This is a genomic window from Nocardia sp. NPDC004260 (genome assembly GCF_053603155.1).
This window is the reverse complement of sequence record NZ_JBSGEZ010000049.1, coordinates 45,447-58,789: the sequence shown is the minus strand read 5'-3', so window position 1 is coordinate 58,789 and position 13,343 is coordinate 45,447. Positions and strand designations below refer to the sequence as shown.

Below are 13,343 nucleotides of genomic sequence, written 5' to 3'. Positions count from 1 at the left end.
AAACACCCAGCAACCAGAAGCCATCCAAACCCCCCGGGCCACGACCCCGCCGAACAGGATAAAAACCCAGCTCAGAGGTTAAAACTCAAGCTAGATCGGCAGCCAAACCGAATGACAACCCAGCGTGGGACAAGCCGAAGGATGGCCTGTCCCACATCGCGAAGTTGGCCCAGAGGGGCCAGCCAGGAAACTGCCTTGTCTTTTAAGCTCTGCCGTTCGGGCGTGAGGGCGCTGTGGTCATCGAGCGACATCATGGTCACGCCCATCATCGTGCCGTTGTCGTCGATCGCAGCGACTGTCGCGCCGCATTCGCCCAGAATCCTCGCTTGGTCGCGCTTTGCCGCCGTGGCGGTGGCGCCCTGCCATCGGCGGCGACCGTGGAGGAATTCCCGCGCCGATCTGCGGTACTGGCGAGCCGACGTGCTCGTCCTGTCGATCGAACCCGCCCCCCAGGCGCTGCTGCAGACCGTCGCCGCGCTGCTGGATCTCCCCGCCCATCGAGTCGACGACGTGTGGGTTTGGGACGTCCGCAGTGTCCGATGACACCGGCGCGCCGCGCTAATCCGTCATCTAGACCTTTATGCGGACCCCTCCAGTCAGGAGACTGTCGACGAGCGTCGGGTGTGGGGCCATGCGACTTGCCGTCATGATCGGCTGGATTGCCGGGGCACGATCCCGGCCGCTGATCATCTGCCGGGCAAGGCTTTCGCGGCACGCCCCGCCTTAGGCTGTTCATATGATCGATTTCGGCTCCCGGGCACGTACCTTGCCGGTACCTCCGTTCATAGTCTGGCAGTCGCTGACCGAGCCCCGGAGGTCGGGTGCGCGACCTTGGCTCAACCTGCTGCCCGATGAATCCGAACCGGTGGTGGTCGAAGCCGAGGAACCGAACACCGTCGTGTGGTCGTCGCTGTGGCCGAGCAGGCCCGACGACCTAGTGCGTTTCGAGCTGGCAGCGGTCGAGGGTGGGGACACGCTGCTGCGGTTCACGCTTCTGACTTCAGATCGGGCCCCCGACCAGAGCAAGACCGGCCATCTGCGCCGCCGCCTCAACCAGCTGCTGTTCGCTGATCTTCGCTACTCATACGGCCAGTAGGAGTCAGCATCGGAGGCGTGGGCGGTGGCACCGCGAACAGCTCCGCGGCTTCGGCGGTCCCGATCGGAGTCTGAGCATCAGAAGGAGACAGGGTGACCACATTTGTCTTCATCCACGGCGCTGGCGATGTCGGCTGGTACTGGCACCTGGTGGAGGCCGAACTGCATGCGCGAGGCTTTGACACCATCGCACCAGACCTTCCATGCGACGAGGACTCGGCCGGCCTGCCTGAGTACGCGGACACCGTCGCCGACGCGATCGGGGACCAGACCGATCTGATTGTGGTCGGGCAATCGTTCGGCGGCTTCACAGCCCCGCTCGTCTGCAACCGGGTGGCGGTAGAACTGCTCGTCCTGGTCGCTCCCATGATCCCCGCGCCGGAAGAGGCGCCCGCCGACTACTGGGCCCATACGAGATACAACCAGGAGGTTCGGGACCGGTACGACGATGCCATCGCTCTTTTCTATCAGGATGTCCCACCGGAGCTGGCCGCCGAGGCGCTGAAGCGGGCGCGCGCCCAGTCCGAGGCACGGATGGGGGACCCGTCGCCGCTCAGGACCTGGCCCGGCGTTCCCACGCGAGTCCTGATCTGTCGCGACGACCACCTGTTCCCCACCAGTTTCCTTCGCCGCATCGCCCAGGAGCGCCTGGGCATCACCCCAGACGAGATCGACGGCGGGCACACCCCCGCGCTGAGCCGCCCACACGAGCTGGTGGACCGCCTCGAGGCGTATGCCGCCGGGCAAGGACTGTTCGGTGACCACTAGCATTCGCGGCGTCCGCCCCATGCGTTCAGGATTCGTGTCGGCTCTGGGAGGCCGCGTGGCAGGGAGCAATCCTGATGGACCCGTATCACCAACAACGGCAAGGTACCGCGACGCTGACGTCTTCCTCACTGCTGGTCGAGCGGACCATGTTGCGGTGCAACGGAAAACCGCGTGGCGGTGGCAGCAGAGATGGCTAGATCGATCATCACCTTTGGGCGGGATCATGGGAGTTGCCGTGCCCGCCCATTCGCACATCTTTGCCTCTGGTTTTGGGCGGGTAGAGCGCGCGGCCGGCAGCGTCGAGTCGGGCTGCGCTCCGCGCGTTCGATATCGTCGTGATGACGGCCCCGATACTCGCTGACACCCGCAGCGTATGGTCACCGACGGTAATCGGGGTGGTGAGCGCCGACAACAGCGGTCGGCGATGTCAGCGACTCGCAGGTCGTCGGCCGGGGGGTGAGACGGGGCGACGAATTCGTCGCTGCCAAATCGACCTCGTTGACTGCGGCCGCTGCATGCGGGCCTGCGATAATCGGTGAGTGCATATCACTGCCTCGGGCGGCGATGGCCGTCGAATCGGAACCGACGCGGAAGTCGCGTGGATCGCCGAAGGTACGTCGATCGGCATGACCATCACCTCGGCGATTCCGCCGGTCTTCGACGCCTACGCCACGATCGTCGTGCCGGAGGACGACCACACGGCCTGGCAAGCGCAGGACCGAGCGCTTGTGTCGGTCCTATGCGACGAATCGCCGAACCAGAGTTGGTGGTTGGGATACCTCGATACCGGCGCCGACGACATCGTCGCTGCGAACGATCCCCGGGTGACCTTGTATGCCAGTTGGCCCTATGTGCTGGTCGAGGCAGGACCGCAACAGGCGCTTACCTGGCGTACGGTGAATTGGCATCAAGGCCGTACTCTGCCCGACCTGATCTTTCCGGCCGACCGCCGCTGGCTGGCGTCGCGGCTGTGGGACGACGACTGGATCTGTCTCGGTGGGCCTACCGGACTGATACAGACGCTGCTTCGCCATCCCGACATCGGGGCACGTGAAGTCGAACTCGGGCAGGACGCGACTCCTTCCCAGCACATCGCAACGTAGCGATAATGGCGTCGACGTCGAGGCCCGCCCAACGATCCGCGAATCCTCATCTCCAACAGCGTCGATCACCAGCGCCGACAGGCCCGAGAAGACAAGCCAGACAGCAACATTCACCACACCATCGAGGCATCGTGCCGTCAGACCTTCACGTCGCACCACCGGACGTGAGCCAGAGCCGTTGTCTTTACGGTCCCCGTCTGAGTGCGCTCTGACGGCGCCGCTGCGGGCCTGGTCAAGCCGATATCTCGTGGGGAAGTGGCCGCGGGCGCCATCTAGGTACGGGTCGGATTGCACCGTATGGAGCAGAGGCCGAGTGGCGTACTATCGTGCGCACTGAAGTGATGGGGGTGGGGTCACCGTGGATCAAACACATTCGAACCCGGGACGCGCCGGTAGCGGAGATGCCGTGCAGCCATCATATGGAGCTGGCCCGCCGCCGGTAAATATCGGCTCACTGCCGCATGACGTGCTGCAGTGGTCAGCGGCTGCGTTCGGTGCGGTTGCGCCCGCGGCGACTGTGTTCGGTAAGGCGTTCCTCGAAGCGCTGGGTGAGCGTGCCTCAGACGGTGCGGCAGCGCTTCCGGCCAAGCTACGCCAACGCTGGTTTCGGCGGGCACGGCGATCCCACAGTGGCGTCGAGGTGGTGACCGTGCTCGACATCGAGAACGTGGATGCGGCGGCGATTCTGGTCACCGCCGACCTCCCGGACGAGGCGCGCCTGGCTCTGCTCGACCTCGACCCCACCGAGCCTGCCCTGCACGGAAAGGTGTTGGGCTGGGACGCCCAAAACCAGCAGTGGTTACCGGTGGAAGTACCAGTCACACAGGTGATTCCACCGCCCGGCGCCGGGGGATAGGATCTGGCCGATCGCGGCACTGTCGGTACGCTGATCTCGGATGGCGTACCCGTCCGGATCGGCTCTCGCCCTGGGCTACGCCTCGCCGCGCACTTGCCCGACCGGGGGCGGCCGGGTGATCGGACCAGGCGAACGGGTGCCGCCGACGCGACACTGCCTGCGGCGCTCTCCGCGCTGCGCCGCGACGCGCGGGTCAGTGTCCTGGTCAACCCGCCCGAGCGGCCCTACACCTACGCCGCGATCCACGGCACCGCCGTTCTGGTCGAGGAAGGAGGTCATGAACTGCGAGATCACCTGGTGCTGAAGTACACCGCGCTTTCCATGACCAGTCGCCCCGCTCCAGCATTGACACGGCCAGCGCCGAGGTCGCCAGGATCGGGTCGAGCGTCGCGGCGGGGGCGCGGGCGATGCCCGGCTGCTGCACGGGAATGTCCGGGAACAGCAATCCGTCCAGCGCGCCGCGCTCGGCGACGGCGGCCACGTGCTGATAGTGCTCGAGCCGGATACTCGCGTTCCACAGCACGCCTCGGATTGGAAACGGCTCTTTCTAGCTGCGATAATTCGGCGAGGACCTACACGTTGGTGCTGTCTACTCGCTTTCGGCGGCGCCCTTCGGCCTGCTGCGTGCTCGGTCAGCGCGCCTCGTGGCAGGCGAGTGGTCTCCCCGGCCCCTTCCCCGAACCCATTCGGGTACGCGGCCGTCAGGCACCTGCGCTTCCGGGTAGCAGCGGGCGCATAAAAGTCCGCTCGTAGCGGAGCACGCAGCCGCTTTCATCCCTGATGCGGTCCGCGTCGACGAAGTCGGGGTGGATGCCGAAATGCGCGCGGTACTGCTCATATGCGGCGAGGCTGGAGAAGCTGAACAGCGCAAGGGCTTTGTCACTCGCGCCTTCGGCGGGAAGGAAGTAGCCGTGGTGCGTGCCACCGTGGCGCTCGACCAATTCCATCCACCGTCTGGCGAAGCGTTCGAACGCATCGATCTTCCGCGCGTCTATCACATACTCGACGACACAAGTGATCACGCCTCACCCTAGCAACGCCCGCACACCGGCTTACAGGGTATTCGCCGGACCTGCCGGGCCGCCGGACCGGCCTGAGTGCTCGGCCGGATACCGATAGAACTCCAGCAACACGTCAGCGTCATCAACGATCTTGGCGGCTGATTTGGGATACTTTGCGCCGTAATCGATCTCGAAGGCTCTGATCGCCAACGACCTCGGCCAGATCCTGCGCCCGCTTCAGGCTGCGACACCGGTGGCTGGGTGTCGCTTTGGCGTTCGATGGCCAAAACACTGTCCGCAAATCCGTTCTCGCCCAAGCATTCCTGGGCATTCGTCTCGTTTAACATCGTGCGTCGGTTGTGCTCGTGGGGGCTACGAAAGGAAAGGGTGACCGAGCCGTTCGGGCCAGGTGCCGCCGGGGCAGCAGCTGCCGCTGCACGAGAGATCGCGGAGCGGACTGCGCGAGCGCTGACCACCGGCGCCTCCGGCATCAGCAGATCCTGGCATGACCTGGCGGGCGCGACCCGGGAGTCTGCTGGGGTTCTGCTCCACACCGACCACCACAGCGCGATACCTATCAATTCAGCCGGGCGCGCTCTGATCCGCGACGATCAGGTCATCGGGGGACGCAACGAAGCCGCCTACACAACATGGTTGCAGGAACTGCGGGATCGGGGTGTGGACACCGATCGAGCGATGTCGGATCTGGGAACCGTGTGGGATTATCTGCGTCACGACCCCAAGTGGGCGTTCGATCCCGAACGAAACTACGGGGGCATCATCTTCTTCGGTAGCCGTGACATCGGCGGGTCGTCGGTGATCGCGAACCTGGTCCGCGACCGTGGCCTTGGTGATGTGCCCGTGGTGTTCTCCGGATACCGGGGCGAGGCAGCCAAGTTCCGGCTGGCCGCAGAGAAGCTGAACCTCAATCCGAAACAGATCATCGAGGAACCCTTCGCGCAGAACACCGGCCAGAACGCGGTCTACTCGGTCCAGATGCTCGAGCAGCACGGCCGCGACGTCAGTTCCGTAATCGGAGTATGTACCCCCTTTCACGCACGCCGCGTGTGGGGCACGCTCATCAAACAGTGCCCGGACGTCGAACACGTCTCCATACCCGCCGCTGATGTCTCACTCGAGAACTACATGAAATACGGGAACCGCCCCGACGCGACAACCGCGCCGCACCCGAAATCGATCGTCGCCATCACCATGGGCGAGATCAAACGCCTGGACGAGTACCCCCGCGAAGGCCACATCATCCAAGAAGACATCCCAGCCGACGTACGCAACGCCTACGACAGACTGAGCGAGACGTTCCGCCCCGCCGAACGCAGGTTCTGACGCGGTTCAGATCACCGATCACCCGGCCCGCATCCTTGGAAAGCCGCCGATCGGCGGTCGTCCTTCTGCAGACACGAAGAGTTACGCGCTGACGACGGTGGATACACCCCGAGTCGTCGATCCTCACCACACCCCAAGCCAGGCCAGTGCACACGATCTCGAACATCGGTACACACGGTATCTGCTCAGCCTCCCAATCCCGATGCGCCGCACTCTGAGCTCGGATCGCGGTCGGAAAATCGCCCGGCCACAAAGCCATCACCGCAGCCACGAAGATGCCGAACTGCCTGTGCAAGCCCCGCAGCCCGTGGCAACGCGGCACGAACGAGTACACCAATCGGCTACTGCGTCTATAACTGCCCAAAAACGCCGACCTACGCCGATTCAGTCAAGCCGACCTCGACACTATCGCCGACGAGCTCAACAACCGACCCCGCAAGATCCACGGCTACCGCAGTCCCGCAGAGGTATCTGAACAGCGGTGATGCACTGACTGTTTCAGCGCACTTCGTTATCTTGACCGTCCGATTGTCCGAAGTAGATTTCGTCAACGCGTGGAGCGCAATGTGTCCTTCACACCTGTGCGGAATTCTGTGAACATTCCCTCCACCATGGTTCTCGTCGTCGGCGGGGCGGTGTTGGGAGAGCCCGCGTCGAACGGTGGCTGCGGCGCGTATTCGGCCATCAGTTGCACCGTTTCCGCGTAGCGCTGGTCGCGCAGCAGCGACAAGATGACGTAGCCGAGGTCCAATCCCGCGCTGACGCCGGCCCCAGTGACCCGATTGCGGTCGACGACGACGCGCGAATCGGTTGGAATCGCGCCCGCATCGGCGAGTAGATCGCGTGCGGCCCAGTGTGATGTGGCCCGGTAACCGTGCAATAGACCCGCCGCGCCCAGCAGCAGCGAACCTGTGCAGACACTGGTGACCCATCTCGCTCTTGCTCCGCGATCCGCGATGAACCGAACGACGTTGTCGTCGCGCATCGCGGCCAGCGTTCCGTTCGTTCCGCCAGGTACGAACAACACATCGACATCACGGGGGCATTGATCGAAGGTCGCCGTCGGCGTCAGAGTCACTCCGGTATCGGTAACTATCGGATCCATGGTTACTGCGATCTGGTGCACGGTGGCGCCTGAGAGACATCCGAAGGCATACTGGGGACCGACGAAGTCCAGCGCCGTGCACTGTGGGTAGAGCAGCATGGCAATCTGCTCGGTTCCGTCGAGCAGAGGTTCATCGACCGGCTGAATGTGGGCTGAGGTATCCCCCGCCGGTCCGCTCTGCGCACGCAGCCACGGCACACCGGCCAAAGTAGCGGTAGCGCTGATCAGGAAATCTCGGCGACAAGCAAACATCTCTGCCTTCCCACGACAGTCCTCCCTCGGGTGTTGCGGTACAACAGGATTCACTGTAGCCACGCGGGCACAAATCTACTACAGCATGTAGGAGATCTTCGTGGTGGTGCTCCGCGCTCGATCCCTCGCAGCCGGGCGCGGGCCGTGGCGAATCCGCGCGAACACCACGTCCACCGTCGCCATCTGACGCTGCGAAGACAGCGCCATCTACCGCTGCGAGTCACAGGCCAGCCACTTGGAAGAGTTCATGAACCGCCCATTTGTGACCAGGTGGTGTTTCCGGGGCGACAGGGTCAAGGGTGAGGGTGAGCGCCGGGGGTGTGGCCGAATGTTTTGCGGAAGGTGTCGATGAAGGCGCTGGCCGAGGCCCAGCCGCAGCGGTGGGCGACGGTGGTGACGGGGGTTTTGTCGGCGAGCAGGATCAGTGCGTGGTGTAGGCGTAGTTGGGTGCGCCATTGGGGGAAGGTCAGGCCGAGGTCGGTGCGGAACAGTCGGGACAGGGTGCGGTCGCTGGCGCCGACATCGCGGCCGAGTTCGGTCAGGGTGCGGGTGTCGCCGGGGTTGTCGAGCAGCATGCCGCACACCGCACGCAGCAGTGGTGTGGTGGGGGTGGGCAGGTGCAGGGGTTGTTGGGGTGAGGCGCGCAGCTGGTCGAGCAGGACCGCGCGCAGCCGGGTGCGTTCGGGGCTGTCGCCGGTGTCGCGGGTATAGGCGATGATCAGTTCCCGCAGTAGCGGTTCGACTCTCAGCACGGTGGGGGATGTCAGGCCGAGGGGGGTGTCGGTGGTGGGCAGGCCGAGCATGTGCAGGTGCAGTTCACCGTAGGCGCGGTGGGCGTGGACGGTGCCGGCGGGGACCCAGATTCCGTGTGTGCCGGGTGCGACCCAGGTTCCGGCGCTGGTAGTGATCGAGAGAACGCCGTGGCCTGCGTAGATGATCTGGTGGTCGTCGTGGCGGTGGGCGTCGATCTCCTCGCCGGGGGCGAGGAGTTGGGCGCGGGTCGGCGCGACGGGTTGATGGCGGATTTCCATTACAGGCTGTCAGTTTATCGGAAGCGCGACAGCGCTCGGCTGGTGAGCATGGAGTCCGTGCGACGAAACACTTCTATTTTTCTGTTCTCCAGCGGTCATGCCTGTGTCGATGTCTACCAGGGCGCGGTCGCCGCGCTCGTGCCGTTCTTCGTCGCCGAGCGCGCCTACACCTATGCCGCGGCTTCGGGGATCGTGCTGGCGGCGTCGTTGCTGTCCTCGGTGGTGCAGCCGTTGTTCGGTGCGTTGACCGATAAGTGGTCGATGCCGTGGCTGCTGCCGGTCGCCACCGTGGTCGGGGGTGCCGGGATCGCGGTCACCGGACTGTCGGGCTCCTATGCACTCGCCCTGGTGTTCGCCGCGGTCTCGGGGATCGGGGTAGCGGCCTACCACCCAGAAGCCGCCCGGGTCGCGCGCGCCGCGAGTCGCGGTAGCCACACCGCGATGGCGTATTTCGCTACGGGCGGCAATATCGGGTTCGCGCTGGCGCCGCTGCTGGTCGCGGGCACGGTCGCGGCCGGCGGATTGAGCTGCACGCCATGGCTGTTGACTCCGGCGCTGGCGGGTGCGGCGGTGACGGTGCCGGTGCTGCGGGCCCTGCAGCAGCGCCAGGTGGTCGGGGTCGAAGAGTTCGCGCCGACCGGGGACGACGATGTCGCCTCGTTCGTTCGGATGTCGCTGGCGGTGGTGTTCCGTTCGATCGCGTTCGTCGGGTTGAGCACCTTCATCTCCCTCTACATCAGCGGGCGTATGGGCGGGAGCTCGGCCGCGGGTACGGTGGCGTTGTTCGTGCTCTACCTCGGCGGCGTGGTCGGGTCGGTGCTGGGCGGGTATCTGGCGAAGCGCTGGGATCGGGTGACGGTGTCGAGGTGGTCGTATGTGCTGACCGCGGTGGCGATCGCCGGGGTGGTGTGGGTGCCGGGCCCGGGTGTGTTCCTGTTCGTGGCGTTGACCTCGGTCGGGTTGTATGTGCCGTTCTCGCTGCAGGTGACCCTGGGCCAGGACTATCTGCCCTCGCGGGTCGGCACCGCCAGTGGCGTCACCCTCGGGCTCACCGTCTCCATCGGCGGCTTGGCCAGCCCGGTGCTCGGCCGCCTCGCCGATGCCACCTCCCTGCAGGTCGCGTTGATCCCGCTGGTTGTGATGCCCGTGCTCAGCTGGCTGCTGTTCCGCACCCTGCGCGACCCGGCCGTCCCGCAGACCACTACCGAGATGGCCGCCGCCCCGGCCTGACCGTTTGTGTGGGCTGCCCGGTCCCGGGCAGCCCACACAGCGTCGGGTGAGTTGCCGTGGGCCGAACACCAGGATGCCGCGATGGAGTTCAGGCAGGTCGAGCACTTCCTCGCGGTCGCGCGCCGGAAGCTCCACCGCCGCAGCCCAGGACGTGCACGTCGTGCAGTCGGCGCTCAGCGCCTCGACCACCCAGATTCGCTGTCCACCCCTGTCGATGTCGTCGAGCAGCAGGCCAAGCAGTTCACTGGCTCGGGCTCGCTGGAAACGTAGAACAGCGGCAGCGCTCGATCCCGGTCGCATCCCATCTCGTCGAATAGTTCGTCCCACATTCGGAGGCCCTAAAGTAAACGCATCCTCTGCAAATTTGCAGAGGATGCGTGACAAAACGTGTCCGGAGGGGGAGTGGACCACTACGCACACTTGCTTCGTCGACGACAGGTCCTGCCCCTGGCGTGAAGGCCCAACGACGGTGTCTCTTCGTGGGAATGGTGCGCCGTCGACAACCGCCCGGCACAGAAGGTGGTCGGAACCGAAAACTGGATCGGGCTGCTATCCGAAGACTTCCGCGTGCCACCAGCGATCGGAGTCGCTGAACCAGGGGCCGACCCGGTCCGCGTCGAGGACCCGTAATTCCTTCAGATCGATGTTGTACCTGCGGTAGAGCGCTACGATCTCGCGCAACCCGTCTTCATCGACCGCGTCGAGATCTACGGTGAGGTACAAGGTGCGCACCCGTCCTTGGTAGGACTCGATACAGGAGATCTTGTCGAGCCACCCGAAGAACGCCGCCTCCTCTTGCGGCGAGTAGTAGGTGACGTCGGTGGCCTCGATGACCACGGTGCCGGTGCCGTTCATCGCGACTTCCCGCCTGGATACACGTTCGTATAACCACCGTTCTCCTCTTGCACGTCCCAGTGCGGGCCGCCGTGCGCTGTCGAGCCTTGGCCGGTTGGCACCCACACACGCCCATAGGAGTGAAACGATTTCGCACGCAAAGCTGCCCGGCCCGATCCTCGGGCCCCGAAAGCAGGGAAATGCGCTTCCCCGCAGGACTTGATGTGTCGTTGATTCAGAAGGCGGTACACGGAATGGGGAAGGTACGGACTCGATACGGCGACAACAGGAAATGCGTACCCTTGATGATGGCCAGGCCGTTGTCCCGCAAATCGGTCAACAGCCTCAATTCGTCGCGGGTCAATTCATCGATACGGGTTGCCGCGGCCAGAGCCCGGAAGCGGCTGGTGTGCGGCTCGTCGAGGGTGGCGCGAAAGCTCGCCTCGGCTCGGCGAAGATCTCTGATGGCCACGAAATCGGGACCGTACCGGTAACAACACAGGCCGACCTGGTGGCGTTCCCGCCATCGCGCCAGCGCCTCTTCAGTGGTACGGCCATCCGCTCGCGCGGGGGGTGGCAGATGCACAACGTCGTCCAGTCCGTACGGACCCGCCGAGGCGAGTGACCAGTCGACCCGTACACCGGCCTCCATCGCCGTACCCAGCACTCGCAGCACGGCGAAATCCTCCGCCGCACCACCGAATCGCACCGGTTCGGCGATAACGAGGACCTGCCCGAGCCCCGCCGCGGCGGCGACCGTCGCGGCCGGGTTCGTGAGGTCGGCGAGAACGGTTTCCGGCCATCGAACCAGTGGTTGGGTCATGTCGGCGCCTCGATGCGCACCAGCACCGGCTCCGGTTGTTCCCGCCGTACGATCGAGCGTTCGATCCCACCCGGCGTCGTCGCCAATGCAAGCCAACGTCCGCCCTCAGTGAACACCAGTCCGTTCGCCAGTTGTGTGGCGAGCCATTCCTGCAGTTCCGCCTCGCCCCAGCCGAACCCAGCAGAGGCGAGATTGCGGTGCAACGCCGGGACGGTGCGGCCATGCTCGAGTTCGGCCCAGGCTTCCCGCTCCCTCGGATCGGCGAACACGTAGTCCTGCGCTGCCCAGCCGAACCGGCGGTCCCTGATGATCAGCATGTCGTCGATATCTTTACGAAGCAGGGAGCTCCGCGGGTAGCGCTCTTGCCACAGAGCGATCGCGGCGTTCAGCGGGGCAACCTGCTCTTCGGTGATCCCCTGGTCCGGAGTGTCGAATTCGTAGACGAGGTCGGCAAGCACCCGCTGATCGAGGTCGTACACCGCCTGATATCGCTCGGCGGGAGCCCTTTCGGTGAAGCCGAGGGCCGGATCGTCGAAATTCGGCGAGAACCGTTCGAGGAAGATCCGTCCCGTTCCGCCGGGCGGCTGAAGGTGCACCAGCGCGGGAATCTGCTCGACTATCCTGCGATAGTCGTCCTCGCGTTCGCCGGGAAATCCGTACAGCCAGTTCCACCCGACGGTGATGCCCTCGGTTTCCAAGTCCCGCAAGGCGCGCACATTCCGCACTCCGCCTATGCCTTTGTCCATTCTCCGCAACACGTCGTCGACAAGAGATTCGATTCCCGGCTGCACACTCCACACCTTCGCCGCCCGCAGAGTGGCCGCCTGTTCCGCGGTGATATTCGCCTTGATCTCGTAGTGCAGTCGCAGATCGACGTCCATCGCGGCAATCTCCGGGAGCGCGGTACGCAGGTAGGAGACATCGAGAATATTGTCGACCACGGTGATGTCCAAGGTGCGGTGCTTGCGCACCAGGTGGTCGAGTTCGGCGACGAAACGGGACGGTTCTTTCGCCCGGTACATCATGGTCGACCCGTTCAGTCCGCAGAAGGTGCAATGATGCTTCTCGCCCCACCAGCAGCCACGCGAACTTTCCAGCACCAACTCCGGCTCGGTGACCTCACTGATCACACTGTTCTCGTAGGTCCGAAACCAATCGTCGAACGATGGGACGTGCATACCGGCGGGACCGACGGGGGAACTTCTCTGATCGTTCACCTGCTGCTTGCCGTCGGCGTCCCGCCAGCACAGTCCGGCAATCGAGCCTAGTTCGCCAGAGTCCGAACAGAGTGCGCCGAGCAGTTTTGGAAAGGTCTCGTCGGATTCGCCGCGCAGTACCAGGTCGACGAATTCGAATTCCCGGTGCAGGGTGACTCCCATGATTCCGTCGCAATTGTAGCCGCCGAAGAGGGTACGAACTTCCGGTGCACGCTGCTTGATCCGCTTCGCCACAGCCAGGCTCGGCACGCTCTGACTGAAGGTGGAGGTGAACCCGACGATTTGTGGTTCCATGGCCAGCACCGCTTCGGTAACCGAGGAGACGAAATCGTCCGCGAGGTCCCGCATTCGGGAGATCGGATCGAGATCGATCCGGTGCCGCCGGGCGTAGTCCGCCATCCGCTCGATCCCGAAGTCATGGCCGTTCAACGCACCGGCGAAGACCCATTCGCCGAGAGCGTGCACAAACCCGGCATCAGAGACCCGGAGATAGTCCCGCACGGTCAACCCGGCGGCCAGCAGCACTTCGGCCCAGTGGATATTGGCGTGGTAAGCGGCGGGTTCGGCCACGCCGTGCGCCAGGCAACTCGCCCTCAACAGGCCGAGTGCGAGCGAGGGGCGGGTCAGCTCGTGCCACGGCATGCACACCAGGACGGTGCGTGACGAACTCTCGACAGTCACACG

At 64.8% G+C, this 13,343-nt stretch carries 14 protein-coding genes and 1 pseudogene; 8 read left to right on the top strand and 7 right to left on the bottom strand.

Features of this window, described 5'->3' with window-relative positions; translation table 11 throughout:
* The first annotated feature begins 252 nt into the window (after nt 1-252).
* The 5 genes from ACWEO7_RS25915 (at nt 253) to ACWEO7_RS25895 (ending at nt 3,822) form a co-directional block, all read left to right on the top strand.
* Nucleotides 253-543 (top strand): hypothetical protein, encoded by a 291-nt coding sequence (locus ACWEO7_RS25915; protein ID WP_452426883.1) that lies wholly within the window; start codon nt 253-255, stop codon nt 541-543.
* Between the two features lie 193 nt (nt 544-736).
* Nucleotides 737-1,096, top strand: coding sequence for an SRPBCC family protein (locus ACWEO7_RS25910; RefSeq protein WP_452426881.1), 360 nt, complete (start codon nt 737-739; stop codon nt 1,094-1,096).
* 92 nt (nt 1,097-1,188) lie between these two features.
* Nucleotides 1,189-1,863 (top strand): alpha/beta hydrolase, encoded by a 675-nt coding sequence (locus ACWEO7_RS25905; RefSeq protein ID WP_452426879.1) that lies wholly within the window; start codon nt 1,189-1,191, stop codon nt 1,861-1,863.
* Nucleotides 1,864-2,402: 539 nt separating this feature from the next.
* Nucleotides 2,403-2,966: a hypothetical protein gene (locus tag ACWEO7_RS25900; protein ID WP_452426877.1), complete on the top strand. Its 564-nt coding sequence runs from the start codon at nt 2,403-2,405 to the stop codon at nt 2,964-2,966.
* Nucleotides 2,967-3,324: 358 nt separating this feature from the next.
* The gene (locus ACWEO7_RS25895) at nt 3,325-3,822 is read left to right on the top strand and encodes a hypothetical protein (RefSeq protein ID WP_452426875.1); all 498 of its coding nucleotides are present in this window, start codon (nt 3,325-3,327) and stop codon (nt 3,820-3,822) included.
* A gap of 701 nt (nt 3,823-4,523) precedes the next feature.
* Here the strand turns inward: ACWEO7_RS25895 and ACWEO7_RS25890 are convergent.
* Nucleotides 4,524-4,844, bottom strand: coding sequence for an NIPSNAP family protein (locus tag ACWEO7_RS25890; protein WP_452426873.1), 321 nt, complete (start codon nt 4,842-4,844; stop codon nt 4,524-4,526).
* Between the two features lie 258 nt (nt 4,845-5,102).
* Here ACWEO7_RS25890 and ACWEO7_RS25885 point away from each other — a divergent pair, with 258 nt between their 5' ends.
* The gene (locus ACWEO7_RS25885) at nt 5,103-6,167 is read left to right on the top strand and encodes a YdcF family protein (RefSeq protein WP_452426871.1); all 1,065 of its coding nucleotides are present in this window, start codon (nt 5,103-5,105) and stop codon (nt 6,165-6,167) included.
* A gap of 547 nt (nt 6,168-6,714) precedes the next feature.
* Here the strand turns inward: ACWEO7_RS25885 and ACWEO7_RS25880 are convergent.
* On the bottom strand, nt 6,715-7,524 hold the full coding sequence (locus tag ACWEO7_RS25880) for a DJ-1/PfpI family protein (RefSeq protein ID WP_452426869.1): 810 nt from the start codon (nt 7,522-7,524) through the stop codon (nt 6,715-6,717).
* 293 nt (nt 7,525-7,817) lie between these two features.
* Nucleotides 7,818-8,555: an AraC family transcriptional regulator gene (locus ACWEO7_RS25875; RefSeq protein WP_452426867.1), complete on the bottom strand. Its 738-nt coding sequence runs from the start codon at nt 8,553-8,555 to the stop codon at nt 7,818-7,820.
* A gap of 57 nt (nt 8,556-8,612) precedes the next feature.
* Here ACWEO7_RS25875 and ACWEO7_RS25870 point away from each other — a divergent pair, with 57 nt between their 5' ends.
* Both ACWEO7_RS25870 and ACWEO7_RS25865 read left to right on the top strand, forming a co-directional pair.
* The gene (locus ACWEO7_RS25870; protein ID WP_452426865.1) at nt 8,613-9,785 is read left to right on the top strand and encodes an MFS transporter; all 1,173 of its coding nucleotides are present in this window, start codon (nt 8,613-8,615) and stop codon (nt 9,783-9,785) included.
* Nucleotides 9,786-9,866: 81 nt separating this feature from the next.
* On the top strand, nt 9,867-10,055 hold the full coding sequence (locus ACWEO7_RS25865) for a hypothetical protein (protein ID WP_452426864.1): 189 nt from the start codon (nt 9,867-9,869) through the stop codon (nt 10,053-10,055).
* Between the two features lie 279 nt (nt 10,056-10,334).
* Here ACWEO7_RS25865 and ACWEO7_RS25860 read toward each other — a convergent pair whose 3' ends face one another.
* The 4 genes and pseudogenes from ACWEO7_RS25860 to ACWEO7_RS25845 form a co-directional block, all read right to left on the bottom strand.
* Nucleotides 10,335-10,640, bottom strand: a complete 306-nt coding sequence (locus ACWEO7_RS25860) for a hypothetical protein (protein WP_452426862.1) — start codon at nt 10,638-10,640, stop codon at nt 10,335-10,337.
* Nucleotides 10,637-10,753 (bottom strand): annotated as a pseudogene (locus ACWEO7_RS25855) (polymorphic toxin type 37 domain-containing protein); the annotation flags it as partial. The pseudogene ACWEO7_RS25855 and the gene ACWEO7_RS25860, both read right to left, overlap by 4 nt.
* Nucleotides 10,754-10,854: 101 nt before the next feature.
* Entirely contained in the window at nt 10,855-11,442 is a 588-nt protein-coding gene (locus ACWEO7_RS25850; protein ID WP_452426860.1) for a DUF5825 family protein, read from the bottom strand.
* Nucleotides 11,439-13,340, bottom strand: a complete 1,902-nt coding sequence (locus ACWEO7_RS25845) for a RiPP maturation radical SAM C-methyltransferase (protein ID WP_452426858.1) — start codon at nt 13,338-13,340, stop codon at nt 11,439-11,441. Before ACWEO7_RS25845 ends, ACWEO7_RS25850 begins: the two co-directional genes overlap by 4 nt.
* Between the last annotated feature and the right edge of the window lie 3 nt (nt 13,341-13,343).

What these genes read in the sequence shown, in the direction of transcription:
- ACWEO7_RS25880 (WP_452426869.1), bottom strand. Translation starts at nt 7,524, where the DNA reads ATGTTTGCTTGTCGCCGAGATTTCCTGATCAGCGCTACCGCTACTTTG.
- ACWEO7_RS25860 (WP_452426862.1), bottom strand. Translation starts at nt 10,640, where the DNA reads ATGAACGGCACCGGCACCGTGGTCATCGAGGCCACCGACGTCACCTAC.
- ACWEO7_RS25865 (WP_452426864.1), top strand. Translation starts at nt 9,867, where the DNA reads ATGGAGTTCAGGCAGGTCGAGCACTTCCTCGCGGTCGCGCGCCGGAAG.
- ACWEO7_RS25885 (WP_452426871.1), top strand. Translation starts at nt 5,103, where the DNA reads ATGGCCAAAACACTGTCCGCAAATCCGTTCTCGCCCAAGCATTCCTGG.
- ACWEO7_RS25915 (WP_452426883.1), top strand. Translation starts at nt 253, where the DNA reads ATGGTCACGCCCATCATCGTGCCGTTGTCGTCGATCGCAGCGACTGTC.
- ACWEO7_RS25850 (WP_452426860.1), bottom strand. Translation starts at nt 11,442, where the DNA reads ATGACCCAACCACTGGTTCGATGGCCGGAAACCGTTCTCGCCGACCTC.
- ACWEO7_RS25875 (WP_452426867.1), bottom strand. Translation starts at nt 8,555, where the DNA reads ATGGAAATCCGCCATCAACCCGTCGCGCCGACCCGCGCCCAACTCCTC.
- ACWEO7_RS25910 (WP_452426881.1), top strand. Translation starts at nt 737, where the DNA reads ATGATCGATTTCGGCTCCCGGGCACGTACCTTGCCGGTACCTCCGTTC.